The following is a 23,168-nucleotide window of genomic DNA, read 5'->3' as shown; positions in this document are numbered from 1 at the left end:
ATTTGCCCAAACTGACTAATCATGAAAAAAATAGTTATCTCCCTGGTAGCACTTTTGAGCTGTTTATCGTGCAGCGATGCCCTGGTGAACGTAGCCCCGACGGATCAACTGACGGATGAAACCGTATGGAGTACGCCCCAAAATGCCGACTTGTTTCTAAACGACATCTACCACGCCCTAAATGCGGGGCCCTGGTCGTCGATATGGACCAATGTACCCACCGAAGTAAGCAATGATCCGCTGGATAATTATTCAGACAATGCCGTCAATGCCAACATTGCTGGGGTACTTTCATACACGCATTTTGCCAACAATACCTACGGTCCCAACGCCCAGATCTTTGGCCCCCACTGGAGTCGGATGTACGCCAATATCCGGAAGTGTAATCTGTTTCTCGAAAAAATCGCGGCTTCCTCTTTTGAAGAGGCTACCAAGAAAAACATGCTGGCCCAGGCGCGTTTTCTGCGGGCCTACTACTATACGTCCCTCGTTAATTGGTACGGCGGGGTACCTTTGATTACCAAAGTACTAAACCGCAATTCGGGCGAAGACATCAACTACCCCCGAAGTACCTACGAAGAATGCGTCGCTTTTATCCAGGAGGAATGCGCTAAAGCCGCGGCCGATTTGCCGACGGCCGTGACGGGCACCAACGTAGGACGCGCCACCAAAGGAGCCGCCCTGGCCCTGAAAGGAGAACTGGAACTCTACGCCGGGAAATGGAGAGATGCCGCGACGACCAACCAACAGATCATGCAATTGGGTACCTATGCACTTTTTGCCGACTATGGCGCGCTGTTTTATTCGGCCAATGAGAACAACCAAGAGGTCATTTTTGACATTCAATACGCGCCTAATATCAAAGGACACGCCCGCGATACGTATTGGGGCGTTACGATGCTCAGCAACGGCCTGGGCTGGGGTAGTGTGAACCCGACGCAGAATCTTGTAGACGAATACGAATTTCTGGACGGCAAAACCGCCGCCGAAGGCTCTACGCTGTACGACCCCAAAAAGCCGTACGAAAACCGAGAAAAACGTTTTTACGCCTCAATCCTGTACGACGGTACCCCCTGGATTGGCGGGCAGGTGATTTATACCCGTTTAGGTATTGCCAACAACAACAATGTCTTCGACGCATCCGGGGCGGGAGGAAGAAACCGCACGGGGTACTTTCTCAAGAAGCTCCTGGACCCGGCCGTCATGCCCAGCCGTGACAACCTCAACAACCTGACGGGCGGCTCCAATTCGATCATCTTCCGCTACGCCGAGGTACTTCTGAATTACGCCGAAGCCAAAAATGAGCTGTCCGGTCCCGATGCGTCGGTGTACGAGGCCATCCATAAAATCCGGACCCGGGCCGGGTTGCCCAATCTTCCCGCGGGCCTTAGCCAGGAGCAGATGCGTCAGCGTATCCGCCGGGAACGCCGGGTTGAGCTGGCTTTTGAAGGAAAAAGGCTGCTAGACCTGTGGCGATGGCGGGTGGCGCCGCAGGTATTCAGCCAGCCCCTGCGGGGCATGAAAATTACGACGGTAAACGGAGCCCTGACCTACGAAGTCGTCAACGTAGGTGGAGGTACCATCAAGTTTGACCCAGGGAAGAATTACCTGATGCCGATCCCGCAGGCGGTGATTGACCAAAACCCGAAAATCGTGCAAAATCCGGGCTACTAAGGGACAACGATCGCGCGGGCAAGCACCCCTTTCATGGGCTTGCCCGCGCACTACCCTTTTTCAAATCCTGTAATCTAGCTGATTCTATGAAGTATGTACTTTCCATTATTGGACTAGCCCTGGCCGTTGGTTTGGGTAGTTTTTGCGGGTTCAACGCCGCTCCCGACCTCCATACCATTCAGGTCAAGAACACGGCAGATCTAAAGCGTTTTTTTGCCTATACGCCCGATCGTATTCCGTTTGTCAGCGCCCATCGGGGTGGGGCCCGGAAAGGATTTCCTGAGAACTGCCTACCGACGTTCGAGAATACTCTCCGTCAGGTTCATGCTATTTTGGAGGTAGATCCACACTATACCAAAGACAGCGCCATAGTGCTTATGCACGACCCCACCCTCAACCGCACCAGCACTGGCCAGGGGAAAGTGTCGGACTATACGCTGGACGAACTTAAAAAACTGAGGCTGAAAGATACCGAAGGCAATGTAACGCCTTACCACATGCCTACCCTCGACGAAGCCTTGGAGTGGGCCAGGGGAAAAACCATTTTGGTATTGGACATGAAGGATGTACCAATAGAAGCGCGCGTCCGGAAAATCGAAGAGCACGGGGCCGAAAGCCATGCCGTGGTGATGGCCTACAGCCACGAAGATGCCAAAAAGTGCTACCAGTTGAATCAGAATATCTTGATGGAGGTGATGCTGGGGACCATGGAGAAGGTAAAGGAGTTTGACCAAACGGGCGTGCCCTGGAAAAACGTGGTGGTCTTTGTGAGCCATACCCTGGGCAAAGATCCGGAGCTCTTCCGGGCCATACACCAGCGAGGAGCGATGTGTATCGTGGGAAGTTCGCGTAACTACGATATCCAATATAGTAAAGGGGAAATCAAAGCGGCGGAACTGACGCAAGGCTACCGAGGCATTATCCAGACCGGAGCAGATATCATTGAAGCCGACCTGGCCATTGAAGCCGGACACGCGCTTAAACCCTTGCTGAAGGTACCTTCTTCTTCCAAGAAAAACTATTTCAACTAGCATGAAACGTCTGAAAGTCATATCCCTACTAGGCCTGAGCATGGCTCTTCTGCTAAGTTTTTCGGGGAAACTAATGGAGCCGGTAGCAGCCAAGAAGCCGAACATCATCTTTATTCTGGCCGATGATTTGGGTTATGGCGATGTGGGTTTTAACGGGCAGACCAAAATAAAAACGCCCCACCTGGATCGCCTGGCCGCCGAAGGGATGTCTTTTCGGCAACACTACGCGGGTAGTTCTGTGTGCGGGCCGTCACGGGCTGCGCTGCTGACGGGCATCCACACGGCCCACGCTACCGTGCGGGAGCTATCAGAGTGGAGCCTCAACGGCAAGCCCGCTGACCTGCTTCTGGAAGATATCACGGTAGCCGAAGAATTGAAGCGGGCAGGCTACAAAACGGGCATTATCGGCAAGTGGGGCTTGGACGAAGGGGGCACCACGGGAAATGCCTTGGCTCAGGGCTTCGACTACTTTTATGGCTTCAGAACCCACCGCGAAGCCCACCATTACTACCCAGCCTACCTCTGGAAAAATAACGATAAAGTACTGCTTCCAGGCAATGATTGCGCCCATAAAGTAGGTACTTATTCCAATGATTCCTTTACCAGCGAAGCCTTGGGCTTTATCCAGGCGCACAAAGCGGCGCCCTTTTTTTTGTACTTGCCTTTTACCCTACCGCACAACGAGCTAACCGTACCCGATGACTCCAAGCAGCCCTACCTGAACCTGGGCTGGCCCGAGCGCCCCATGACGGTAGCGCACTACCACCACGACCCGGACGGGAATCTGGCCTATGCGGGCATGGTTTCCCGCCTGGACCGGTACGTCGGGCAGATCATGACCGAATTAAAAAAGCAAGGAATAGACGAAAACACGCTGGTTATTTTGTCCAGTGACAACGGTCCGGGCTTCGACAACGGATTTTTCGATAGCAACGGGCCGTACCGGGGCGGTAAGCTGCAGCTGTACGAAGGGGGCATTAGGGTACCTTTCGTGGCCCGCTGGCCCGGCCACATCAAGGCCGGAGCCTTGTCCGATCACGCCAGCGCTTTTTGGGACTTCCTGCCTACGGCCTGTGAGCTGGCCGGAGTGAAACCAACTACCCCCATTGATGGGATCTCGTACTTGCCAACGCTGCTCGGCAAGCCGAAAGCGCAGCGCGAGCACGAGTACTTTTACTGGGAAGTGAACGAGCGCGAAGGCCCCATCCAGGCGGTGCTCATGGGGCCGTGGAAAGGAATCAAACGCTACGAAAAGCCTTTTGAACTCTACAACCTGCGGGATGACGAGGGAGAAACCACGGATCTGTCCGCCAAGCATCCGGCTATTGTGGCAAAAATCGAATCATTCATGACCCGTACGCGCACCGAGCACCCTGAATTTCCGCTGACCAAACGCAAAGCTTTGTATTAAACGAACAGACTTCTACAATTTTTTTTCAAGTGAATGTAGTCTAATGGATTTGCTTATAAGTAGTTATAGGGAGCAAAGTACTTTAGGGTTGTATGGCTACCTATCGACGTTTTTTGCCGGGTTTTCGGGCCTGCTGCCTCACCGTTGGGACCTTGTACGTATTCCTGGCGGGTAGTTTGTTTGCGCAGGGGCTCATGGAAAGCATGGGTACTTTTAAGGTACCCGAAGCTACCCTGGCTTCGCCCCATTACTACGACGCCATCGCCTGGGTTTATACGCACATGATCGTGCTGGGGCTGCTCATTGGTTGCGTGGGCTACTATGCCGAGAGCCTGCGGCAGAAGCGGGCCTTTTCGAGGCTACTGTTTGTGGTGCATGGGTACTATACCTACCTGGACTTCCGCACGTCCGACTCGGCGCTGGGCAATGGGCTCTACCAGGGGCCGGGCTCGGTATTTCCCGCCCTGATTAGCCTCGTCTTCACGTTGGTTTTTCTGTACCTGAGCTTTCCACAGAGGCACGCTTCCAGCCCTGAAAGTACCTTGTAAGGTACCCCGGAAGCTGTGGGTCTAATTCTGCCAAAAATACCACCTTCAAAAATGTCAATTTGTCATTGAGTGGGCCTGATCATCGTGGATTGGAGCCTTTCAAGGGCTATTTTGTCTTATTTTCTACCGCTTGGCAAAAAAATTGTTTAGGAAAAAATTAGGGTTAAAAACCCGTAAGAAACAGTTATAAACCACATTAAAAAAGAGGTAATTATGACACTTGTTAAAAGAAACCCCAAGCTATCGGTCAGCCCTTTTGACAACCTCGTTGACCGCCTCATCTCGAACGACTTGTTTGAATGGTCCAGCCGTAACTTCTCTACCACCAACACCACCCTGCCGGCCGTTAATATCCGGGAGGATGACGAGCAGTTTGCCGTGGAGATGGCCGCACCCGGACTGAAAAAAGAAGATTTTAAGATTGAACTAAACCACCAGGTACTTTCGATCTCCTCGGAGCGCAAGGAGAGCCGCGAAGAAGAAGACCAAAACGCCAACTACACGCGGCGCGAATTTAGCTACCAAAGCTTTGTGCGCTCGTTCTCGTTGCCCGAGGTAGTGGATACCGAAAAAATAGACGCCCGCTACGCCGACGGCGTGCTGCACGTAGTACTGCCCAAGCGCGAGGAGGCCAAGCCCAAACCCGCGCGGGTGATCGAAATTGCCTAAGTACCTGGGCACAGGTCGTTGTTTGAAAAAAGCAGGGGGTACCTGTAATCAGGTACTTCCTGCTCCTTCCTTTTAATCAATAAAAAATAGCCGTGCGTATGGAAAAGCTAGCGTTGGGAATGTCGATTCTGATGACTGCCTACCTGGTACTTTTAGTTATCATCCTGCGGAAAAAGAGCTACTGAAAAGTACCTGTGCTATATATCGGTAATGACAAAGTACCCCGGCTCATGCCTCCACGGGTACTTTTACCGTTTCTTGCCGTAGATATTTTTCAGGTCTTTTTCAAACAACGTATAGCGGTCGTCGTAGAACTTCATAAAGTTGGGTACGCTGAGGTGGCCGGGGAAGGGCGCGTAGTAGTGCGTGGGGCTACGGATGTCGTTGCGCCACACCAGTACGTAGGCCAGCCGCAGTCGGTGGGTCCGCATGGCTTTCAGTAAAGTACCCGTCCACCAGGTACTGTCGGGGATCGACTCCAAACCGGTTTCGGTAAAAGCGGCGAGTTTGCCCGCCTTCCGGGCGTAGTCCGACACTACCCTGAGCTTCAGAGCGGCGGTGTCGACGGCGTAGCGGTCGCGGCCCAGGTCGGCGTAGTTGTCCATGCCTACCATATCCACCCATTCGTCGCCGGGGTACCTTTCCAGAAATTCCGCCTGCGTATGAAAATTATTGTCGGGTGAGAAAGCATACAGGAAGTTGTGTACCTGGAGGCTGTCGCGCAGGTACGACACGGTGAAGCGCCAGAGGGCGATGAACTCCTCGCGGGTACAATGCGGCTTGCCCCACCAAAACCACCCGCCGTCGAACTCGTGGTAGGGCCGGAAAATAACCGGCACCAGCTGCCCGTCGGCCCCCCGCACGCTGTGGGCCCAGTCGCCGATGGTGCGCAGGATTTCCTTGTAGGTTTCGTGCGCCTGGCCGCCAGGAATGAGGTACCTGACGGCCGGGAGCGATACGGAGTCTTTCCAGTAAAAGCCCCCGCCCGACACCGGATTAGGAAAGTGCCAGGCTACGGTCGTGACGCCGCCGCGGTTGTAGGTGTCTACTACGTTTTGGCGCAGGGCCTCCCGGTCTTGCCGGATGGCCTCCGGCGAGCGCCCTGAAAAGCCGCTGAAATCGACGCCGATCACGGCCGGATGCGAGCCCGTCACGGACTTCACGTCGGAGCGGTCGGGCTCGCCCGCCCAGCCGTGGCCGTACTCCGTGGCGTGCTGGTGGCCAAAGAGCGTGTGCCGTTTGGAAAGCTTGCGCAGGTTTTTGTAGAGAGCTCGGGTTTCTGGCGTGGCCTGCGCGTCGATGGGTTTTCGTTTTTGTGCCCAGGTTGCGTGGGGTACTAGCAGCGTCAGCACCAGCAGCCCGAGAAGGTACTTTTTCATGAAGAGGATAGATTGATGGAAAACCCAGAGAGGTACTTTAAAAAGCCACGGCCAACCCCGCCCCCACGTTCACAACGCCCACGAAGCGTTTTTCGGTGCGAAGCATTTCGATGGCCGGGAAGGCACCAATTTTAGCGTAGGTAGGTACGTCTTTGAGCTCCGCGCGGGCGGCGATCCAGTCGGCGCTGAGCTGAAAATAGAGCCGACGTGCCAGCGGAACACGCAAACTACCCCCGGCTCCAAACCCAAAAGCGCTGGTCTGGCCCGAGGATACGCGGGCGTCTACCGGATTGGTACCGGTTGAGGAAGTACCTGCCACCGTCAGGCTGGGCGATTTGGCGAAGATCATGCCGCCCACCACGTGTCCTTCGAGCTGCCAGCGCGCAAAGTCAATGTACCCAATGGGCCCCAGCATCACGGAGCCCAGCTGCCAGGTGGCCGCGTCGGTTTGCCAGGAGTAAGTGTCTTTATTAGGGAGCAAAGCGCTATATTGTTCAATGACCGGGTCGGGGTTGGTGTTGTTAATATTGAGGCTTCCCGAAGCCCGAAACCCCAGCCGGGGCCAGAAGCGGCGCTCGTAGGTAAGCTGGCCAAAGTAGCCCGAACCCGCCAGGCCCGCTTCCGGGTCATTAAAATTCTCGCTGGCAAACTTCCCCACGGGTAGGCTGTAGCCGCCCGTGAGCGAGAGGGTTTGTAAGGTACCTTGAGCCCGGCTGGTAGCCGCCACGCAGCAAAGAACTAGTAAGGATACGAGCAGGCGGTTTACGGTAGCAGTCATGGCGAATTTTTGGGTTTGTGGTATACGGAGACAAACGCTTCTTTAGGAACGTTAGCGTAGTCTTTTTTGGTTAAAAAAGGATTGATTTCGTAAACATACGACTCCTCGTGGCGCGGCAGCTCCTCGCCAAACAGCTCCCGGTCGGGCAGCGAAAGCCTGCGTACCAGCTGATGATCAAAGGGCTTGCCCCAGCGGTCGTTGTCGCCCAGTACGAGCCGAATCTTCTCCCAGTCGTCGTAGAAGTATTCCCGCAGCAGCGGAATGAGCTTCTGCTGAAAGGTATCGCAGAGCTCCGGGTAGGTTTGCACCGGAAGCAGGTAGGCGTGGCCCAGGGCGTGGTCGCGGTCGTAGAGGGCTTCGATGCGCCGGTTGAGCGTTTGCAGGAGCAGCCGCAGGTCGATGCCGTCGATGTGGCGTCCGGCCAGCAGCTCGGGCTCGGGAGGTACCTCCCGAAAGTCGAAGCGGCGGCGTAGCGCGGTGTCGAGCAGGGCAATGGAGCGGTCAGCGGTATTCAAGGTACCTAGCACATACAGGTTGGAAGGTACCCCAAACACCTGACGCGAGTAGGGCAGCTGGACGGTTTGCTCCCGTTCGCCACCGAGCCGTTTGTCGGGTTCCAGCAGCGTGATGAGCTCCCCCAGCACAGCCGACACGTTGGCGCGGTTGATTTCGTCAATGACCAGCAGCACCGGCTCGGCGTCGGCCAGGCGCTGGCGTCGGTTTGCGGGTGTGTCGCTCAGGCAGCCTTCGTAGGTACCATAGCCCGCCTTGCGCAGGGCCGTCAGGCAGGCTTCGTAAAAAACACCCTTCCGGATTTGGTAGCTCAGCTGGCCGCCCACTACGTCGGGCCGCAGGCCTTCCATCAATTCTTCGTAGCTGAACGACGGGTGGAACGTCACGAAGTAGTGGCTGGGTACCTGCTGCATGAGCTGCTGCGTGTAGTAGGTTTTGCCCGTGCCGGGCGGACCGTACAGCAGGTAGTTGAGCGGAATGGCCGGGCGCGGGAAGGGTACCTGGGCGGTAGCCGGGTAGGGTACTTGCGGCTCGCTGACCTCGCCTGCCTGCCAGGTGGGCTGGGCCGAGGCCGCCAGAATTTCGCCCAGAAAAGCTTCGTTGACGGCCGCCCGGTAGGCGGCGGAGTTGTGCTTTTTGAAGTGCGGACTCTTGCGCGACTTTTCGGTAAATTCCAGCAAGCAATTTTCCCAGTCCTGCTTGGCGGCTAGGTCTACTTTGTCCAGATCGGCCTCTTGCCAGGGAATGGGTTGCCAGGTGTAATCAGAATCACGAAGTACCTCTTTGAAGTCGGGACCCTTTAAAGTATCCACAAAGGACTTATGAAACGCAAACCATAACTCAGGGGTATCTTTGTGTTTTTGAATTCGAAGCCCCAGGTAAGCGTTGATATTGACCGAAATGCCGGGAGCATTCTTGAGAACAACCACCGACAGCCGGGGGTCCGAATCGGCCAGGTTGGTTAAATCGACGATTTCTTTCAGGAAACGAAAAAACAAAAGTACCGCTTCGGGATGATTAATTTCCCTTAGTTTTTCGATCAGCTGCTGTTGTTGCGCTTGCGTGCTCATGCCGGTTCCGTGGAATTAAAAAGCCAATATACACATAAAAGTCCTTGGCTCCGGGTACCGGCCAAAGGGGATAAATTTCCACAGCCGCCGTTTAGAAGGCGTCGTAAACGGAATAATGGGTAGTGGTACAGAATTAGTGCCTTGCTTTCAAAAAATCAGATATCTGCTATGAACAGAAAAGAAATAGATCAAGAAGCCAAAGCGACCAAAAGTACCCGCAACGTCTGGATGTGGATTGTGGGTATCGGAATTATCCTGATGATTATCGCCTTTGTAGGAGGCGTTTTTAACCACGGCGGCGATGTAACGCCCAACAGCAATACGCCCGGGGCCGTGTCATCCGACACCGTAGCCGGTGACTACGGCGCGGGTGCCGATACCTCCTCGTCCGATTTCAGGAATCCTTAAATCGACTCTTTGTTAAGGTATTAACTTCAAGGTACTAAGGCTTCCCAAAGTACCTCAACCGGATGCTTCGCGAGGCGTCCGGTTCCGTCTTTTATTTGGTGCCGACAGCTCGTACCAGGCGCGGCAATGATCACTTCTTCGGGTTGTTGCCGGACCGTCGGAAACAGCACCAGCTCCCCAATTTGCATCGAAACTTCGTAGTGCTCGACTTCGTAACCAAAACTACCCGCCATGCCGCAGCAGCCCGACGGGATCAGCTGTACGTCGTAATTTTCGGGTAGCGACAACATTTTTTTGGCCGGCACCAACGACGACAGCGCCTTCTGGTGGCAGTGTCCGTGTAGTTTGACGAGGCGTTTTTCTTTGGTAAACACGCCTTTTTTGATGCGTCCCGCGTCCCGCTCCCGTGCTATGAACTCTTCAAAAAGTAGCGCCTGGGTGCCCAGGCGGCGGGCATCAGCCCGGAGGGAGTCAGGTACCAGGTCGGGGTACTCGTCGCGGAAGGTCAGAATGGCCGAGGGCTCAATCCCGATCAGCGGGGTACTTTCCGTCACTATATCTTTCAAAAGTTCTACATTTCGAATGGCAATGGCGCGGGCCTCTTTCACAAAACCCTTGGAAAGGTACGTTCGCCCCGACTCCAGGTGCTCCGGCACTACCACCTCATACCCTAGTTTTTGCAGTAGTAAAATGGCTTTTTTACCAATCTCGACGTCGTTGTAGTTGGTAAATTCATCACAGAATAAGTATACCTTACTCTGCGTAGCGCCCACGGGGGTACTTTGCTTTTTGTACCAGCTCCGCAGGGTACTGGCGTGCAGCCGCGGCATGGTGCGGTCGGGGTGGAAGCCCACTAGTTTGTTGGCTACTTGGCGCAAGGCCGAAGTACCAAATACGGCGTTGTAGGCCCAGGGAGCCAGCGACGCCAGCTTCATTTGCCGCGTAAAGCCCGCTATGAGTTTGGCGCGCGCGGGCGCGCCGTGCCGGTCGTACTGCTGCTGGGTAAATTCCGCCTTCATTTTACCCACATCCACGCTGGAAGGGCACTCGGCTTTGCAGCCCTTGCACGAAAGACACAGGTCAAGAACCTCCTTGACGGCCTCAGCCTGGGTAGGTACCGTGCCGCCGGGGGTATAGTACTGCCGCAGCACGTTAGCGCGGGCGCGGGTGGTGTCGCGCTCGCTGCGGGTAGCCATGTAGCTGGGGCACATGGTGCCGCCGGTGAGCTGGGTTTTGCGGCAGTCGCCGGAGCCGCTGCATTTCTCAGCCAGGCGCAGCATACTTTCGTCGGCCGTGAAATCAAAGGTAGTATGCAGGGTAGGGGCGGGCTGGTCGGGCTCGTAACGCAGCGACTCGTTCATGGGCGGGGTATCCACGATCTTGTTGGCGTTGAAGATACCGTTCGGGTCCCAGAGGCGCTTCACCTGCCGGAAGAGCTCGTAGACCTCCTGTCCCATCATGAAGGGAATAAATTCCCCGCGCAGGCGGCCGTCGCCGTGCTCGCCCGAGAGCGCTCCGTTGTATTTCTTCACCAGCGCGGCGGTTTCGGCCAGTACCTGCCGGAAAAGGTACTTGCCCTCGCTGGTTTTGAGATTAATCATGGGCTCCACGTGCAGCTCACCGGCTCCGGCGTGGGCGTAGTACGAGGCGTGCAGCTGGTGCCGGGCCAGGAGCTGCTCTACGTCGGCAATGTAGGCGGGTAGATCTTCCACGGCCACGGCGCAGTCTTCGATGAGGTTTACGGGCTGGGTGTCGCCGGGTAGGTTACGGATCAGCCCCAGTCCCGCCTTCCGGATGTCCCAGGCTTTGGTAGCGTCGGCACCGAAGAGCAGCGGGTAGGCGTAGCCCAGGCCTTCGGCGCGCAGGTCGGCCACGAGGGCGGCGGCCTGTACTTCTACTTCGGCTTCGGTAGTACCCCAAAACTCCACCAGGAGCAGCGCGGCGGGGTCACCTTCCAGAAAAAATCTATTTTTGGAATACTCGTGGTGATCTTTGGTAAAATCCATGATATACTTGTCCACGAGCTCCGAAGCCTTGGGGCTGTGCCGCATGGCTACGCGGTTCACGTGTAGCGACTCGGCCAGCGAGCGGGCGTGGACACAAACTACCCCCACGGCGGCGGGAGGTACTTCGACCAGCCCGAGCTTGGCCTCGGTTACGAAGCACAAAGTACCCTCCGAACCCGCAATGAGGCTGCACAGATTGACGCGCTCGCGCGTGGCGAAGTCGTCTAGCAGGGCGTCGAGGGCGTAGCCGGAGTTGCGGCGGGTCACGGTGGGCTTGGCAAATTGCTTCCGGATGAGCGCCTGATCGACGGGGTTGGAAAGTACCCCCCACATCCCGGCGTAGATGGCTTTTTCGCGGGTACTTGGGGTACCTGGGTCCGCTATTTTTTGGTGGAAAGCAGGCATGTCCAGCGAGGAAAAGGTTGTTTCGGTGCCGTCGGCGAGCAGCGCTTTTACTTCCAGCAGGTGGTCGCGGGTGGTACCCCAGCTGATGGAGTGCAAGCCGCAGGAGTTATTCCCAATCATGCCGCCAATCATGGCGCGGCTGGCGGTGGAGGTTTCGGGGCCGAAGAGCAAGCTGTACGGCGCGAGCGCCTTGTTCAAATCGTCGCGGATTACGCCCGGCTGCACCCGCACCCACTTTTCTTCGGGGTTTATTTCCAAAATTTGCCCAAAGTACTTCGAAATATCTACCACAATACCCTTGCCTACTACCTGCCCGGCCAGCGAGGTACCTGCCGCCCGCGGAATGAGCGTCAGTTTCTGCTGCGTGGCAAACTCGATCAGCCGCCGCAGATCCGCCACGCTGCGCGGCAGCGCCACCGCCAGGGGTACTTCCTGGTACACGGAGGCGTCGGTGGCGTAGACGTGCCGCTGGGCGGTATGCAGGGTGGAGTCGTCGTAGTAGAGCTCCCCCTCAAAGGTAGCGCGTAGGGTATTGAACTGGACAAACAAAGCACGTTTCATGGAAGCGGGGTTCAGAATCAGGACCCAAAAATAGGGGGACGGGCCCGTCTTTTGGTGCGAATTGGGTAAAAAATGGACGAAGCTCAAGTACTTTCCGCCAAGGAAAGCGTTATTAACGGATTGGCAAAGTTTTTATAGAGCTAATTAACTCATTCCATTGACCTCAACTTAGCTGCTATTTGTATGAAAATCTATCTGATGGCTTTGCTGGGCCTGCTCACGTCAGGCCTCGCCTCCGCCCAAAATTCCGCCCGAATTACGGTGGCGGCCGCCGACTCGGTCAAGTACGTGGTTTCACTGATGGCCGAGCGCGTGCAGTTTCACGAAACGCTGGGCGTGGGCCTGTCCGAAACGCAGTTTGACAACGTGGGGGTTTTTGACCTCAGCGCCGAACCCAAAGGAACCGCCACCATTCAAACCAGTAAGCCAATCCTGGTCAAAATGCTGATCATGCCCAATGCCCAAAGTACCTCCGAGCGGGGACGAAACCAGCTGCTATACCTGGTGCCCGGCGACGACCTTACCGCCCAGATCGGTCCAAACCAAACCGTGAATTTTATTGGCAAGAGCGCTCCTTACCAGCAATTCCTTCAGAATTATTTTCTCGAAAACCATTACCAGTACCTACCGGCTTTTGGCTTCCGTCCCAACCAGGTCAAAAACGAAGATGTGTTGCGGCAAAGCGATAGCCTGAAGCAGGTGCGGCTCACGCAGTACCAGGCCTTCAAAGCGCAAAATAGCCCCGACGCTACCTTTGATGCCTTTGTGCAGGCTACCACCATGACGGAGCCCTACTTGATCAAGGCCATCCTGGCCGACCGCGAAATGCGCCGCAACCGGGCCGTCAAGATGGATGCCAAGCAGCGCACCGCCCTGGAAGATTTTACCTTGCAGGATTTCAAGGTACTTCCCGACGAAGCGCTGATTAGCCAGGCCTACCGCAACGAGCTCCGCAACTGGCTGCTCATCCCGATTAGCCGTAAGTACCAGCTCGACTCCGCCAGCCAAAACGCCCTCACCGCCGAGGCCGTGCGCGAAGCCTATCGGCAAAGCAAGGAAAAGCTGCAGGGCTTCCCCGCGCAGCAGCAGTACCTCCAGACCTACTGGCTCAACTACGCCGCCACGGCCCTCACGGCCACGGAAGTAGCCAACGAGCTCCTGGCCGACTACCGCAAAACCTACCCGCAGTCGGCGCACGGCAAGTACTTTGCGCAGGTACTTGATGCCAAAGGAAAACTCAAAAGTGGCTCCAAAGTACCTAACGTAACGCTGCTGGGCGTAGACAGCACCCAGGTACCTTTGGCCAGCTTCGAGGGCAATCCGGTGCTGCTGGTGTTTGCTTTTAACCTGAAGCAGCACGAGCCCGCCCTGAAGGCCCTGGAAGAGAGCTTTCACGAGAGCGTGAGCTTCGTGTACATCAGTGTAGCGCCGGGTATTCCGTTTTCGCTCTGGAAAGAGTACACCGAAGCCCGGCCGGGTGTGATGCACCTGTGGGCGTCGGAAGAGGCCACCGAAGAGTTGAAGAAAAAGTACGCCATCGATACGCGCCACCCCTTTGTGGTGGTAGATGCCTCGGGCAAAATCGTGGACCGCTGGGTAGCGCCGGAATTTCCCGACAACAAGCATCTACAGGCCCAATTGAACAAGCTGGCCGGGAAGTAGCGAGGGTACTTCGCTTTATTTGTCAATAAAAAGTAGTCATATTTGTACTGGCCCAGGTACTTTACGTGTTTGGCGGCCGGGCTCTTTGAACAGGTACTTGGTACGTTTTCAAAGAGCCCGGCCGCAAAGTGCTAAAGCACTCACGCAGGCGCATCTGACACTACTTTTATTTGACTGGTTTTAATGATTTTCTTTTTTAAGAAGCGCGCTGAGCGCCTGGTGACGATCGGCTTTGTATTTCTTCTGTGCTTCGCTCAGCCGAGTAAAGCGCAGCTGATCATGGACAATCTCACCGACACGACCCTTTTCCAATCGGGGCTCTTCTCGTTTTATGAGAAATTCAACCGGCTGCGGTTCAGCGGCTACATCCAGCCGCAGTTTCAGGTAGCTCAGTCCAAAGGCGCGCCTAGCTTCATTGGGGGCGATTTTCCGGCGGCCGTGAACAATCGCTTCTCGCTGCGCCGGGGGCGTTTACGGCTCGATTATTCCCATTTTAATAAAGAAGGCCTGCCCTCCGTCTTTTTTGTTTTTCAGTTTGACGGCACCGAGCGCGGCTTTTTTACGCGCGATTTTTGGGGGCGGGTTTACGATCCCAAATGGCACCTCTTCAACCTGACGGCGGGTATTTTTCCGCGGCCCTTTGGTTTTGAGATTAACCTCGGCTCCAACGACCGGGAGTCGCCGGAGCGGGGGCGAATGTCGCAGCTGCTCATGCGCACCGAGCGCGACATCGGCGCGATGGTTTCCTTCCAGCCGCAGCGCAAAGACCACCCACTTTCCAAGATCAAGGCCGACCTGGGCGTATTCAACGGCCAGGGCCTCAATGCTTCCTCGGACATAGACAGCCACAAGGACGTCATCGGGCGCGTGTCGATCAAGCAGGCTAAACTTTCTCCCTTTCTAATCTCAGGAGGGGCGTCCATTTTGTACGGAGGCATGGAGCAATTTACCAACGAGGTTTACCGCATGGAAAAGGGTACTTTTCGTTTGGATGACAATCCCGCCAACGTAGGTAAAATTGCCCCCCGCCACTACTACGGAGCCGATCTGCAAATACAAATCCCGACCCGCGTGGGGAATACGGAGCTGCGGGCCGAGTACATCACCGGTACCCAAACCTCCACCCGCACTTCCTCCGAGTCGCCCTACGGAATTCCTAGCTTCAACGGCGGCACGCTGGCACCGCTTTTCGTGCGGCCTTTTAACGGCGCTTACTTTTATTTTTTACAGCCCATTTTTACCGAGAGGCACCAGCTGGGCGTCAAGTACGACTGGTACGATCCCAACACGGCGGTGGCGGGCCAGTCGCTGGGCGAAGGCTTCACGGGGGCCGACGTGACCTTCCGGACGCTCGGCATGGGCTATAACTATTACATCAATGACAACTTACGGCTCATGCTGTGGTACGATAGGGTAAAAAACGAAGAGACCCGGCTACCCGGCTACACCCAAGACCTGGATGACGACGTATTCACCTGCCGGTTGCAGTTTCGGTTTTAGCAGGCTTTTTCAAGGTACCTGATTACACAACAAGCCCGCCGCAGAGTATTCCGCGGCGGGCTTGTGGTTATTCGTTGTTTTTTATCCTGAAAAACTACCGACTGGTGTAAGTATCGGCGGTAGCCTGGGGAAAGCTGCGCAGGATGTCCATGATGGTATTGCGCATCATTTCGTCGCGGTCGTCGCGCTTGTTAGGCGCTTTTACTTTCCCCGATGCCCAGCCTTGCCACACCATGCGGTTCGATTCGGACTGATAGATATTCAGAATGAAGCGACTCTCCTGGTAGTTGTAGGTAGAGATGTTGTTGTTCATGGGGCCGTACCACCACCAGTAGGGCGAGAAGTTGTTGTTGGAACGTACCTGCTGACGGTCTTTGACGTCGGTCATGTACCGTACCACAATCTCAGGATTGTCGCTATCCAACTTGTACCCTTTTTGCTGCATAACCTGCGTTACCGCATCGGTCAGGCGGCGGCGGTTGAGCTCACTACCCAGCAGGGGGTCCTGCTGCATGTTTCTTTCCGCCTCTACCTTAAAGGTTTTGAATTGTTTCAGATTGACCGAAGTATCGTAATCATATTGCACCTGCAAAGCCTGGCTACACGATACCAGCATCCCCCCGGCCAAAAGCACTACCAGCAGGTAGCTTGCTATTTTTCCAATTGCTTTCATCTTATGGGTGATTTTTTAAGTGATTAAACGAAGTAAGAACTCCTTCCGCACATTCCGCTAAACAGGTACCCTGCTATCGAATCATGTTGGTGTGAATTCTTCTATATAAACTCAAAAAACCATACCATTAGTATGTCAGCATACCAGGTATGAAATATTGTCAGCTTGTCTCGTTCAACCAATCTTAAAACTACCCCGCCGCGCCACGCTCCGAGGTAGTTTGGCCCGTGCCTGGACTGGGCGCGGGGGTACATCTACCTGCAAAGTACCGGGCGGGGTACTTTATATTCCATGTAGCTGGGCCTTAGCTTGTAAGAAGCGTAGGCCTTCCACCGCGATGGCCTGGGGCGAGGGCTCCACTTGCCGCCAGATGGACGCCGCCTTGGCAATCACTTTTACGTCTGGCGTAAAGGATTCGATCACCACTTCTCCGGTATAATTAACCTGCTTCAGGGCCAAAAATATTCGGTCCCAGTTGATCTGGTCGCCGCCGGGGGTACCTCGGTCGCTGCCCGACGCATGCACGTGCCCCAGCCGGTTTCCGGCCCTCAGAATAGCCGCCGCCGGGTCTTTCTCTTCCAGGTTCATGTGAAAGGTATCCAGGTGGACCTTCAGCGCCGGGCTACCTACCTCCTCGATGAGCCGGAGGGCTTGCTCGCAGGTGTTGATAAAATCCGTTTCGTAGCGGTTAAGGGGCTCAAGGGCCAGCGTTACGTCCAGGGCTTCGGCTTTAGCCGCCAGTACCTTGAGGTGGGTCGCTACGGTTTCCCATTGTTGCTGGTACTCGTCGGGAGGTACCAGGTCGGCGCGCCCCACGGCGGAGTACAGCGGACCGATCAGGACGGTATTTCCCAGCCGGGGCATGAGCTCCAGCAGGGCCAGAAGGTACCTGAGGGCCGCTTGCTGCTCGGGCTCCGTACCCCGCAGATCCCGGCCGGGACCGAGCACGGCGCAGAGCGAGCGGCAGGTAAGCCCGTGTTCGTCCAGGGCGCGTTTCACCCCCACGGGGTCAATGTCGGTCGCTTCTTCCAGGGCGATCTCTACGCCGTCGTAGCCCCATTGTTTAAACAACGGAAACAACGAGGTACTTTCCGTAGTAAAGCGCGGCGAAAAGAGGTAGGTATTGATCCCGAATTGCATGAGAAGCGTGTTTGAGTTATTAATTTAATAGCGAAACGAAGGATTTTTGAGCGAAACGAGGTACTTTTTCGGCGCGTAGCTGGAAGCTACGGGTTGAAAAAGTACCAAAGTTGCAGCCGAAAAGCCAACGTTGCAGCTTAAAGAAACTAATTCAAACACCTTCTTAGGTACTTTGGCTAAAAAAGACACAGGTACTTTCAAACGAACAGCGGAGGTACTGGCGGAGGTACCTAGTTGCCTTTGATTTGCTCGAAGTAATGGACGCCTTTCTTGTTGGCTACCACGATGTCTGCCCGGCCGTCGCCGTTCATGTCTTCTACTACCACGTGCAGGCCCACGCCCGAGTCGTTGTCTATCTCGTGAGGGATCCAGGTCGGGGCTTGGCCGGGTTGGGCGGGCGGACGAAACTCGAACCAGTAGAGTACGGCGGGCTCGTGCGCGCCGGGGTCGCCGCCGTTGTGGGCAAAGTACCTTTTACCGGTCACGAGGTCCTGGTGGCCGTCGCCGTTGATGTAGGTGAGCGCCAGGCCGTGGGTTTGGGAGAAAGCCTTCGTAATTTCGTGTTGGGTCCAGGTGGAGTTGCCCTGGGCGTCTTTGCCCTGCTCCTGCCACCAGATGCCGTAGTTGTGCGCCGAGGAGCTCAGGATGTCCAGCAGGCCGTCGCCGTTGACGTCCAGCAGGTACATCTGCGCGCAGTCGGGGCTGAGCTTGGCCGGATGAAACGTCCAGTTGGAGTCCTGCGGGTTGGCGGGCGATTCCCACCAGCCGTCTTTGATGAGTACATCGGCGCGGCCGTCGCCGTTGAGGTCGCCTACGCCCAGGCCGTGGGTATACATGTGGGTACCTAGGTTCGGGTCGGAGCTGATCACGTGTTTTTTCCAGGCGGTTTCGCCTTTTTTGCGGGGCGGGCTCAGCCAAATCACCTCTTTCTTCTCGGGGTCGTTGCCAATGAGGTCAGGGCGGCCGTCGCCGTCCAGATCATGAAAGCGGGGCGACTCGTTTCCGATCGACGCGTGAATCTCGTGGGCTTTCCAGTGGCCGGGCTTGTTTTGGGGATTTTCGTACCAGACGGCCGGCTTAGAGGGCGTGTCGATTCGGATAAAATCAATCCAGCCGTCCTGGTTGACGTCCATCGCAAAGTTCAGGAACGAATTGCTGTACCCCCCGTTGACCACGAAGGTCTCGCCTTTTGCTATTTCATGGCGGGTCCAGTTGGGAGCCTCAAACCAGTAGGCTCCGGCCAGGATGTCCATTTGGCCGTCTTTATTCACATCCCCCACGGCCACGCCCTCGGAGATGAACTCCCGTGTCAGGACGTGTTTTTTAAAAGCAATTTCCGGCGCTTTTTTCTGGGCCTGGCACGCCAACGCACCCACCAGCAGGATCGGCAGGCTTCCGTATATTTTCAGGTACTTTGTAATTTTTTTCATGCGTAAAAGGTCGAACGGTGAAGTAGGTATAGGTTAGTAAGGTAAGCGATGTGCCGAAATTTACTTCACAGCGAGCAAATATGTCATTAATTCATAAAATTCTTTTTCCGGAATGGTGTGCCGACGGCGGTTGAGTAAAAAGACGAAGGTACCTTCCGGAAGCAACTCGTCAATCCGGATTTTTAAGAAAGGAGTACCTCTTCATGGGCAGCTAGTCAGGTAGATGTGTATATTTGTGAAGGAAAGGAGGAATAAGGCCAGGTTCTTTCTGCCCTTGATTATTCATACCTCCTACACTCTTCTACTAACTTAAAAGTGGGCATGGAAAATAAAGACATACGCTGGCAGCAGCGTTTTTCAAACTTTACTAAAGCTCTGGCTAAACTAGCTGAGGTGGTGAAGGAGCGGGGGGATGATCTGTCGGAATTGGAAACGGAGGGAATGATCCAGCGGTTTGAATATACCTTCGAGCTGGCCTGAAAAACCTGGCAGGATCTTCTAAGATACAAAGGATACCTTGATGTAGCCGGACCGAGCCCGGTTTTAGAGCGGGCTTTTCGTGATGGATACTTTACCGATAGCGAGGGCTGGAAAAGGATGAAGAAGTCCAGAGAATTGACGTCTCATACCTACGACTCGGATACGGCTGAGGCTATCGCGGCTAGTATTCGGGATGAATACTTTGGGCTTTTGACGGCGCTTGCCCAGCGCCTCGAAGCAGAACGTTCCGGATTCCAACCATCTCTTTTTGACGAATGATGTACGGACTAGCCCCAGCAGACCTGGAAGCCATTACGGCGGTTCTTCGTCTCTTTCCCGAAGTAGAAGAGGCCTTGTTGTTTGGTTCAAGGGCTATGGGCAACTACGGTCCCGGCTCGGAGATTGATCTGGCTATAAAAGGGGCAGCATTGACCTTCGATCAGTATCTGACCCTGCTGGTGAAACTGGAAGAACTGGATGGGCTGCATACGATTGACGCAGTACATTATGAAACGATTAAAAACGCAGACTTACGGGACCGCATTCGCCGGGTAGGGGTTCGGATCTATTCCCAGCCAGAAAAAATCAAACCGCATTTGTGACCTGCTTTTTCTACGCCCCAGACTTGCTTTTTTTGACTCCCAAGTACCCAACGTACCGTTAAGCCAAGCAGGTACTTTACCTACTCAGAAGGCCATACAGAAAATCCAGACTGGCGGCGTCGGGCAGCGGTTGCGCCCGCACCCGGTCGCCCAGTACCATCATTTCCTGGTCTTTTTTCGTATAAACCGGCCAGGTAGGCAGGCCTTTTCCGTTGGGATCGCCGGTTTTGACAAAATTCGCCCAATAGGCCGCCATCTGGCGGGCCAGCTCGGCGTCGGTGGCGTCCAGCGGTCGGAGCTGGCGGTCGATGAACCGCAGGTTGTCGTAGGCGTAGGGTACTTCGCCCGTATGAAAAGCGCCGTAGTGGGCGTACGCGCCGGTGGCAGGTACTTTGCGGGTAAAGCGATACACGTACACCGGCTGGCCCTGCTTGCTGGCAACCTGGGCCCAGGTGTAGTTCTGGACGCCAAACGTCTGGTCTCGGGAAAGCCGCATCTGGGAGGTAGCTGCTTCGGCATCGGAGCCTGCCGGGTAGTACTTCAGGAAATGCGGAGCGTCGGTACCGTACTGTTGCTCGATCTGCTGGCGGTAGGCTTCGGCGCTTTTGGCGGGGCCGGAAGCCATTCCCTCGTCTTCGTTCCAGCCGGTCAGCAGGGTTATGTTATTTTGAGCACCTGCCGCAAAAAGGGTGGCGACGGGTTTGGGGAGTACGTAGCCATCCATAATAGGGCCGCGCGTGCCCTGCGCTTTCTGTAAAATCTCGGCGGCCGGTTTGGCGCGCAGCTCCGCCAGCGAGGCGGCTCCTACGGCTTGCATGGCTTTCAGGCCGATTTCCTCGGCCTGGGCCAGCGTGAGCTGCGGGCGGGCAAAGCTGGCTCCGCTTTGGGCAATGGCCTTATTGAAAAGCCCCTTACCCAGCGGCGATGCCACCAGACAGTTGACGCTCATGGAGCCCGCCGACTGCCCGGCGATGGTCACCTGAGCCGGGTCGCCGCCCAGCCGGGCGATGTTTTGCTGCACCCACTGCAAGGCCGCTAGCTGATCCAGCAGGCCGTAGTTGCCGGAGGCCTTCGCGGGGGATTCTTGACTCAGCTCCGGGTGCGCCAAAAAACCAAACGGCCCCACGCGGTAGTTGATGCTCACAAACACGATGCCCCGGCGGGCCATCGCTTCGCCGTCGTAGATGGGTACGCCGCTGCCGCCGCTGTTGAAGCCTCCCCCGTAGACCCACACCAGTACGGGCCGAAGTGGCTGGTTTTTTGCGGTCGGTTGGGTCCATACGTTCAGGTACAGGCAGTCTTCGCTGATGGGTTCTTTGGGAATCAGGTACTCGGCGCTCCAGGGGCCGAAGGGCTCAGGTACCCTCTGCATGGGGCTGGGCCCAAAGCGGTCGCACCGCCGCACGCCCGACCACGGTACTACGGGCTGCGGGGCCCGCCAGCGCAGATCGCCCACGGGTGGGGCGGCAAAGGGAATACCCTTGTAGCTCAGGATATCCCCGGCCTGGTTGAGGCTACCGGAAATCAACCCCCCGCTTACTGGCACGGCTTCGGGCGGTACCACGGGTCCAAAGGCCAGCAGCGTAGTCAGTGCGCCCAGCGTTATACTTCCAATCCAAGCGGCTTTCCAAGCGGCTCTTTTCATAGGGTACTTTGTTAGGGGAGGAAGGTTCCCTCCGGTTGCTTTCGTGATTTTTTTGGAAAATCAAGTACCTGAGCGTCATAAGCTACTTAAGTACTGTCTTAGAGCCGCAAAGGCATCATTTCCAGCTACTAAAGAGCGAAAAGTACCTGTACTTACTTTTGGCGGGCAAATTTTCTTTTACGGGCCACGAAGCACGCGGGTACCCCAGCGAAAACGCAGGGTACTTTTGCCGTGGCACATCGCCTCGAAGGTACTTCAGCAGGCACCAACTCGTGCGCCAAGTACCCCCAACGAAGCACCACTTCTCCTCAGCTTCACCAAGTACCTATTGAAATACCTTTTGAATCGTTTCCAGCTCCACGCCCAGTACCTGCCGGGCAATGGACGAAAGTACCTGGGCGTCGCCCTCGAAGTGGAACGTGCGATGGCGGTGGGTGAGGCTTTCGCCCTTTTTGAGGGGCTTCGCCGCCGAGCTCGACTCCAGTTCGTAGAAGGGGCCCATCTGGCCGCCGTCTTCCAGCGGGCCGTCGTTGTAGCTGTTGAGAGCATCGCCACGGAAAGGATCTTTATGCTGCTCCCAGGTGGACTTGAGGTAGTCGCCCTGCGGGTCGAGGTCGTACTGAATCAGGGTCAGGATGCGCTTTTCGGCGTCGTAGCTACCCGCCACCGGCCGGGCCGACTGCGGTGCCAGGCCAATCTTGCTGCGGTACTTGCCGTCGGCTTTCAGGAACACCGCCGTTTCGCCCACCACCAGGCGGTCGGCGGGTACTTCGCCAAAGTAGTTGGCCGTCAGGCCCAGTTCGGCGTTTTTATTTTTGGTAAAGGGTGCCACGATGGTCGTGGCGGGCGAGGGCTGAAACATCCCCAAAATCCACACGCCCAGCAGGCCGGTTTCTTTTTGCCAGTCGGCCCCGTGGTTGGTCAGTGTATTTTCCGACTCGTACGCCACCGCCTGCACCCCGTCCAGGCTGGGCAGGCCGAGCAGCTGGGCCATGTGCGGCTGGCTGAGCAGCGTCACTTTGCGCGTAATACCCAGCTCGAAGCGGGTGCCCGAGTGATTTTGCAGGCTGGCTTTTTTCCGAAACGTAGCCGACGAAGTACCTGCTTCTACGGTCTCGAAAGCCTCGGTATCGATTAGCGCGGGCGTTTGCCAGTTTTCGAAGTCAAAGGGTTTGCCGGGCGCAAAGTACACCGAAAACTGACCACCCTCGGGCGAGAGCCAAAACCGATCTTCACCACCAAAGGCATTGATGTGGGGCTGGTGCTGGCCGCTCCGGATGAGCTCGTAGTTGATCCAGCCGTAGCTGGTACCCGAGTCGCCGCGGGCGGTGCTGGTCATGACGCGCCCCTGGTAGTCGGCGATGACGATCGCCTGCGCCTGGGGGTTGTCGGGGGCTTGTAGCAGGAGGATCTCCTGGTGATCTTTTAAAAAAGCGCGGTCGTGGCCAAAGGTACCTTCCATAGTCGTTGAATCGGATTGCTGCGTCGATTGAGTGGATTCTTTAGTTTGCTGGCAGGCCAGCAGGAGCGTAAGAAAAATAATAGAAATAGATGGTTTCATGAGCAAGAGCTTCGGTTGGAAA

The 23,168-nt window shown here is 55.9% G+C and carries 18 protein-coding genes and 1 pseudogene; 10 read left to right on the top strand and 9 right to left on the bottom strand.

Annotation, left to right across the window (positions count from 1 at the left end; all coding sequences use genetic code 11):
• Positions 1–21: 21 nt before the first annotated feature.
• The 5 genes from HNQ92_RS17805 to HNQ92_RS17785 all read left to right on the top strand — a co-directional run bounded on the left by HNQ92_RS17805 (position 22) and on the right by HNQ92_RS17785 (position 5,333).
• Positions 22–1,674 carry a RagB/SusD family nutrient uptake outer membrane protein gene (locus HNQ92_RS17805; RefSeq protein ID WP_184175662.1) on the top strand — a complete coding sequence of 551 codons (1,653 nt, stop codon included), beginning with the start codon at positions 22–24 and terminating at the stop codon, positions 1,672–1,674.
• Positions 1,675–1,760: 86 nt separating this feature from the next.
• A complete protein-coding gene (locus tag HNQ92_RS17800; RefSeq protein WP_184175660.1) occupies positions 1,761–2,705 on the top strand; it encodes a glycerophosphodiester phosphodiesterase family protein in 945 nt (314 codons plus the stop codon).
• Between the two features lies 1 nt (position 2,706).
• A complete protein-coding gene (locus HNQ92_RS17795; protein ID WP_184175658.1) occupies positions 2,707–4,116 on the top strand; it encodes an arylsulfatase in 1,410 nt (469 codons plus the stop codon).
• Positions 4,117–4,208: 92 nt separating this feature from the next.
• Entirely contained in the window at positions 4,209–4,664 is a 456-nt protein-coding gene (locus tag HNQ92_RS17790; protein ID WP_184175655.1) for a hypothetical protein, read from the top strand.
• A gap of 213 nt (positions 4,665–4,877) precedes the next feature.
• Positions 4,878–5,333, top strand: a complete 456-nt coding sequence (locus tag HNQ92_RS17785) for an Hsp20/alpha crystallin family protein (RefSeq protein WP_184175652.1) — start codon at positions 4,878–4,880, stop codon at positions 5,331–5,333.
• A gap of 248 nt (positions 5,334–5,581) precedes the next feature.
• On the opposite strand, the gene HNQ92_RS17780 is transcribed toward HNQ92_RS17785, so the two are convergent.
• Genes HNQ92_RS17780 through HNQ92_RS17770 form a run of 3 tightly spaced genes read right to left on the bottom strand, consistent with a single transcriptional unit; the run spans position 5,582 to position 9,073 of the window.
• Positions 5,582–6,712 carry a glycoside hydrolase family 26 protein gene (locus HNQ92_RS17780; protein WP_184175650.1) on the bottom strand — a complete coding sequence of 377 codons (1,131 nt, stop codon included), beginning with the start codon at positions 6,710–6,712 and terminating at the stop codon, positions 5,582–5,584.
• A 37-nt stretch (positions 6,713–6,749) separates the two neighbouring features.
• Positions 6,750–7,490, bottom strand: a complete 741-nt coding sequence (locus tag HNQ92_RS17775; RefSeq protein ID WP_184175647.1) for a hypothetical protein — start codon at positions 7,488–7,490, stop codon at positions 6,750–6,752.
• Positions 7,487–9,073 (bottom strand): McrB family protein, encoded by a 1,587-nt coding sequence (locus HNQ92_RS17770; RefSeq protein ID WP_184175645.1) that lies wholly within the window; start codon positions 9,071–9,073, stop codon positions 7,487–7,489. The genes HNQ92_RS17775 and HNQ92_RS17770 overlap by 4 nt, the downstream gene beginning before the upstream one ends.
• A 168-nt stretch (positions 9,074–9,241) precedes the next feature.
• On the opposite strand from HNQ92_RS17770, the gene HNQ92_RS17765 reads away from it, so the two are divergent.
• Positions 9,242–9,481 carry a hypothetical protein gene (locus HNQ92_RS17765; RefSeq protein WP_184175642.1) on the top strand — a complete coding sequence of 80 codons (240 nt, stop codon included), beginning with the start codon at positions 9,242–9,244 and terminating at the stop codon, positions 9,479–9,481.
• 26 nt (positions 9,482–9,507) lie between these two features.
• Here HNQ92_RS17765 and HNQ92_RS17760 read toward each other — a convergent pair whose 3' ends face one another.
• Complete coding sequence (locus HNQ92_RS17760; RefSeq protein WP_184175639.1) at positions 9,508–12,453, bottom strand: FAD-binding and (Fe-S)-binding domain-containing protein; 2,946 nt, start codon at positions 12,451–12,453, stop codon at positions 9,508–9,510.
• Positions 12,454–12,636: 183 nt separating this feature from the next.
• On the opposite strand from HNQ92_RS17760, the gene HNQ92_RS17755 reads away from it, so the two are divergent.
• Positions 12,637–14,115: a TlpA family protein disulfide reductase gene (locus HNQ92_RS17755; protein ID WP_184175636.1), complete on the top strand. Its 1,479-nt coding sequence runs from the start codon at positions 12,637–12,639 to the stop codon at positions 14,113–14,115.
• A gap of 183 nt (positions 14,116–14,298) precedes the next feature.
• On the top strand, positions 14,299–15,615 hold the full coding sequence (locus tag HNQ92_RS17750) for a porin (protein WP_246440373.1): 1,317 nt from the start codon (positions 14,299–14,301) through the stop codon (positions 15,613–15,615).
• A 94-nt stretch (positions 15,616–15,709) separates the two neighbouring features.
• Here HNQ92_RS17750 and HNQ92_RS17745 read toward each other — a convergent pair whose 3' ends face one another.
• The 3 genes from HNQ92_RS17745 to HNQ92_RS17735 all read right to left on the bottom strand — a co-directional run bounded on the left by HNQ92_RS17745 (position 15,710) and on the right by HNQ92_RS17735 (position 18,858).
• The gene (locus HNQ92_RS17745) at positions 15,710–16,288 is read right to left on the bottom strand and encodes a DUF4136 domain-containing protein (RefSeq protein ID WP_184175633.1); all 579 of its coding nucleotides are present in this window, start codon (positions 16,286–16,288) and stop codon (positions 15,710–15,712) included.
• Between the two features lie 282 nt (positions 16,289–16,570).
• Entirely contained in the window at positions 16,571–17,428 is an 858-nt protein-coding gene (locus HNQ92_RS17740; protein ID WP_184175631.1) for a sugar phosphate isomerase/epimerase family protein, read from the bottom strand.
• 230 nt (positions 17,429–17,658) lie between these two features.
• The gene (locus HNQ92_RS17735) at positions 17,659–18,858 is read right to left on the bottom strand and encodes an FG-GAP repeat domain-containing protein (protein ID WP_184175628.1); all 1,200 of its coding nucleotides are present in this window, start codon (positions 18,856–18,858) and stop codon (positions 17,659–17,661) included.
• 321 nt (positions 18,859–19,179) lie between these two features.
• Between HNQ92_RS17735 and HNQ92_RS28695 the strand changes: the two are divergent.
• Both HNQ92_RS28695 and HNQ92_RS17725 read left to right on the top strand, forming a co-directional pair.
• Positions 19,180–19,617: pseudogene (locus HNQ92_RS28695) on the top strand (nucleotidyltransferase substrate binding protein).
• Positions 19,614–19,940 carry a nucleotidyltransferase domain-containing protein gene (locus tag HNQ92_RS17725; RefSeq protein WP_184175626.1) on the top strand — a complete coding sequence of 109 codons (327 nt, stop codon included), beginning with the start codon at positions 19,614–19,616 and terminating at the stop codon, positions 19,938–19,940. The pseudogene HNQ92_RS28695 and the gene HNQ92_RS17725 overlap by 4 nt, the downstream one beginning before the upstream one ends.
• 76 nt (positions 19,941–20,016) lie before the next feature.
• Here the strand turns inward: HNQ92_RS17725 and HNQ92_RS17720 are convergent, their stop codons facing one another.
• Positions 20,017–21,585, bottom strand: a complete 1,569-nt coding sequence (locus HNQ92_RS17720; RefSeq protein WP_184175623.1) for a carboxylesterase/lipase family protein — start codon at positions 21,583–21,585, stop codon at positions 20,017–20,019.
• A 325-nt stretch (positions 21,586–21,910) separates the two neighbouring features.
• Positions 21,911–23,146 carry a DUF6786 family protein gene (locus tag HNQ92_RS17715; protein ID WP_184175620.1) on the bottom strand — a complete coding sequence of 412 codons (1,236 nt, stop codon included), beginning with the start codon at positions 23,144–23,146 and terminating at the stop codon, positions 21,911–21,913.
• Positions 23,147–23,168 lie beyond the last annotated feature (22 nt).

It is taken from the genome of Rhabdobacter roseus, from assembly GCF_014202275.1.
GTDB lineage: Bacteria > Bacteroidota > Bacteroidia > Cytophagales > Spirosomataceae > Rhabdobacter > Rhabdobacter roseus.
Note: the sequence above shows the minus strand (reverse complement) of the source record. Positions and strands in the feature narration are given on the sequence as shown.

Coding starts and splice junctions, on each gene's coding strand:
- HNQ92_RS17805 (WP_184175662.1), top strand. CDS start 22: ATGAAAAAAATAGTTATCTCCCTGGTAGCACTTTTGAGCTGTTTATCG.
- HNQ92_RS17800 (WP_184175660.1), top strand. CDS start 1,761: ATGAAGTATGTACTTTCCATTATTGGACTAGCCCTGGCCGTTGGTTTG.
- HNQ92_RS17795 (WP_184175658.1), top strand. CDS start 2,707: ATGAAACGTCTGAAAGTCATATCCCTACTAGGCCTGAGCATGGCTCTT.
- HNQ92_RS17790 (WP_184175655.1), top strand. CDS start 4,209: ATGGCTACCTATCGACGTTTTTTGCCGGGTTTTCGGGCCTGCTGCCTC.
- HNQ92_RS17785 (WP_184175652.1), top strand. CDS start 4,878: ATGACACTTGTTAAAAGAAACCCCAAGCTATCGGTCAGCCCTTTTGAC.
- HNQ92_RS17780 (WP_184175650.1), bottom strand. CDS start 6,712: ATGAAAAAGTACCTTCTCGGGCTGCTGGTGCTGACGCTGCTAGTACCC.
- HNQ92_RS17775 (WP_184175647.1), bottom strand. CDS start 7,490: ATGACTGCTACCGTAAACCGCCTGCTCGTATCCTTACTAGTTCTTTGC.
- HNQ92_RS17770 (WP_184175645.1), bottom strand. CDS start 9,073: ATGAGCACGCAAGCGCAACAACAGCAGCTGATCGAAAAACTAAGGGAA.
- HNQ92_RS17765 (WP_184175642.1), top strand. CDS start 9,242: ATGAACAGAAAAGAAATAGATCAAGAAGCCAAAGCGACCAAAAGTACC.
- HNQ92_RS17760 (WP_184175639.1), bottom strand. CDS start 12,453: ATGAAACGTGCTTTGTTTGTCCAGTTCAATACCCTACGCGCTACCTTT.
- HNQ92_RS17755 (WP_184175636.1), top strand. CDS start 12,637: ATGAAAATCTATCTGATGGCTTTGCTGGGCCTGCTCACGTCAGGCCTC.
- HNQ92_RS17750 (WP_246440373.1), top strand. CDS start 14,299: ATGATTTTCTTTTTTAAGAAGCGCGCTGAGCGCCTGGTGACGATCGGC.
- HNQ92_RS17745 (WP_184175633.1), bottom strand. CDS start 16,288: ATGAAAGCAATTGGAAAAATAGCAAGCTACCTGCTGGTAGTGCTTTTG.
- HNQ92_RS17740 (WP_184175631.1), bottom strand. CDS start 17,428: ATGCAATTCGGGATCAATACCTACCTCTTTTCGCCGCGCTTTACTACG.
- HNQ92_RS17735 (WP_184175628.1), bottom strand. CDS start 18,858: ATGAAAAAAATTACAAAGTACCTGAAAATATACGGAAGCCTGCCGATC.
- HNQ92_RS17725 (WP_184175626.1), top strand. CDS start 19,614: ATGATGTACGGACTAGCCCCAGCAGACCTGGAAGCCATTACGGCGGTT.
- HNQ92_RS17720 (WP_184175623.1), bottom strand. CDS start 21,585: ATGAAAAGAGCCGCTTGGAAAGCCGCTTGGATTGGAAGTATAACGCTG.
- HNQ92_RS17715 (WP_184175620.1), bottom strand. CDS start 23,146: ATGAAACCATCTATTTCTATTATTTTTCTTACGCTCCTGCTGGCCTGC.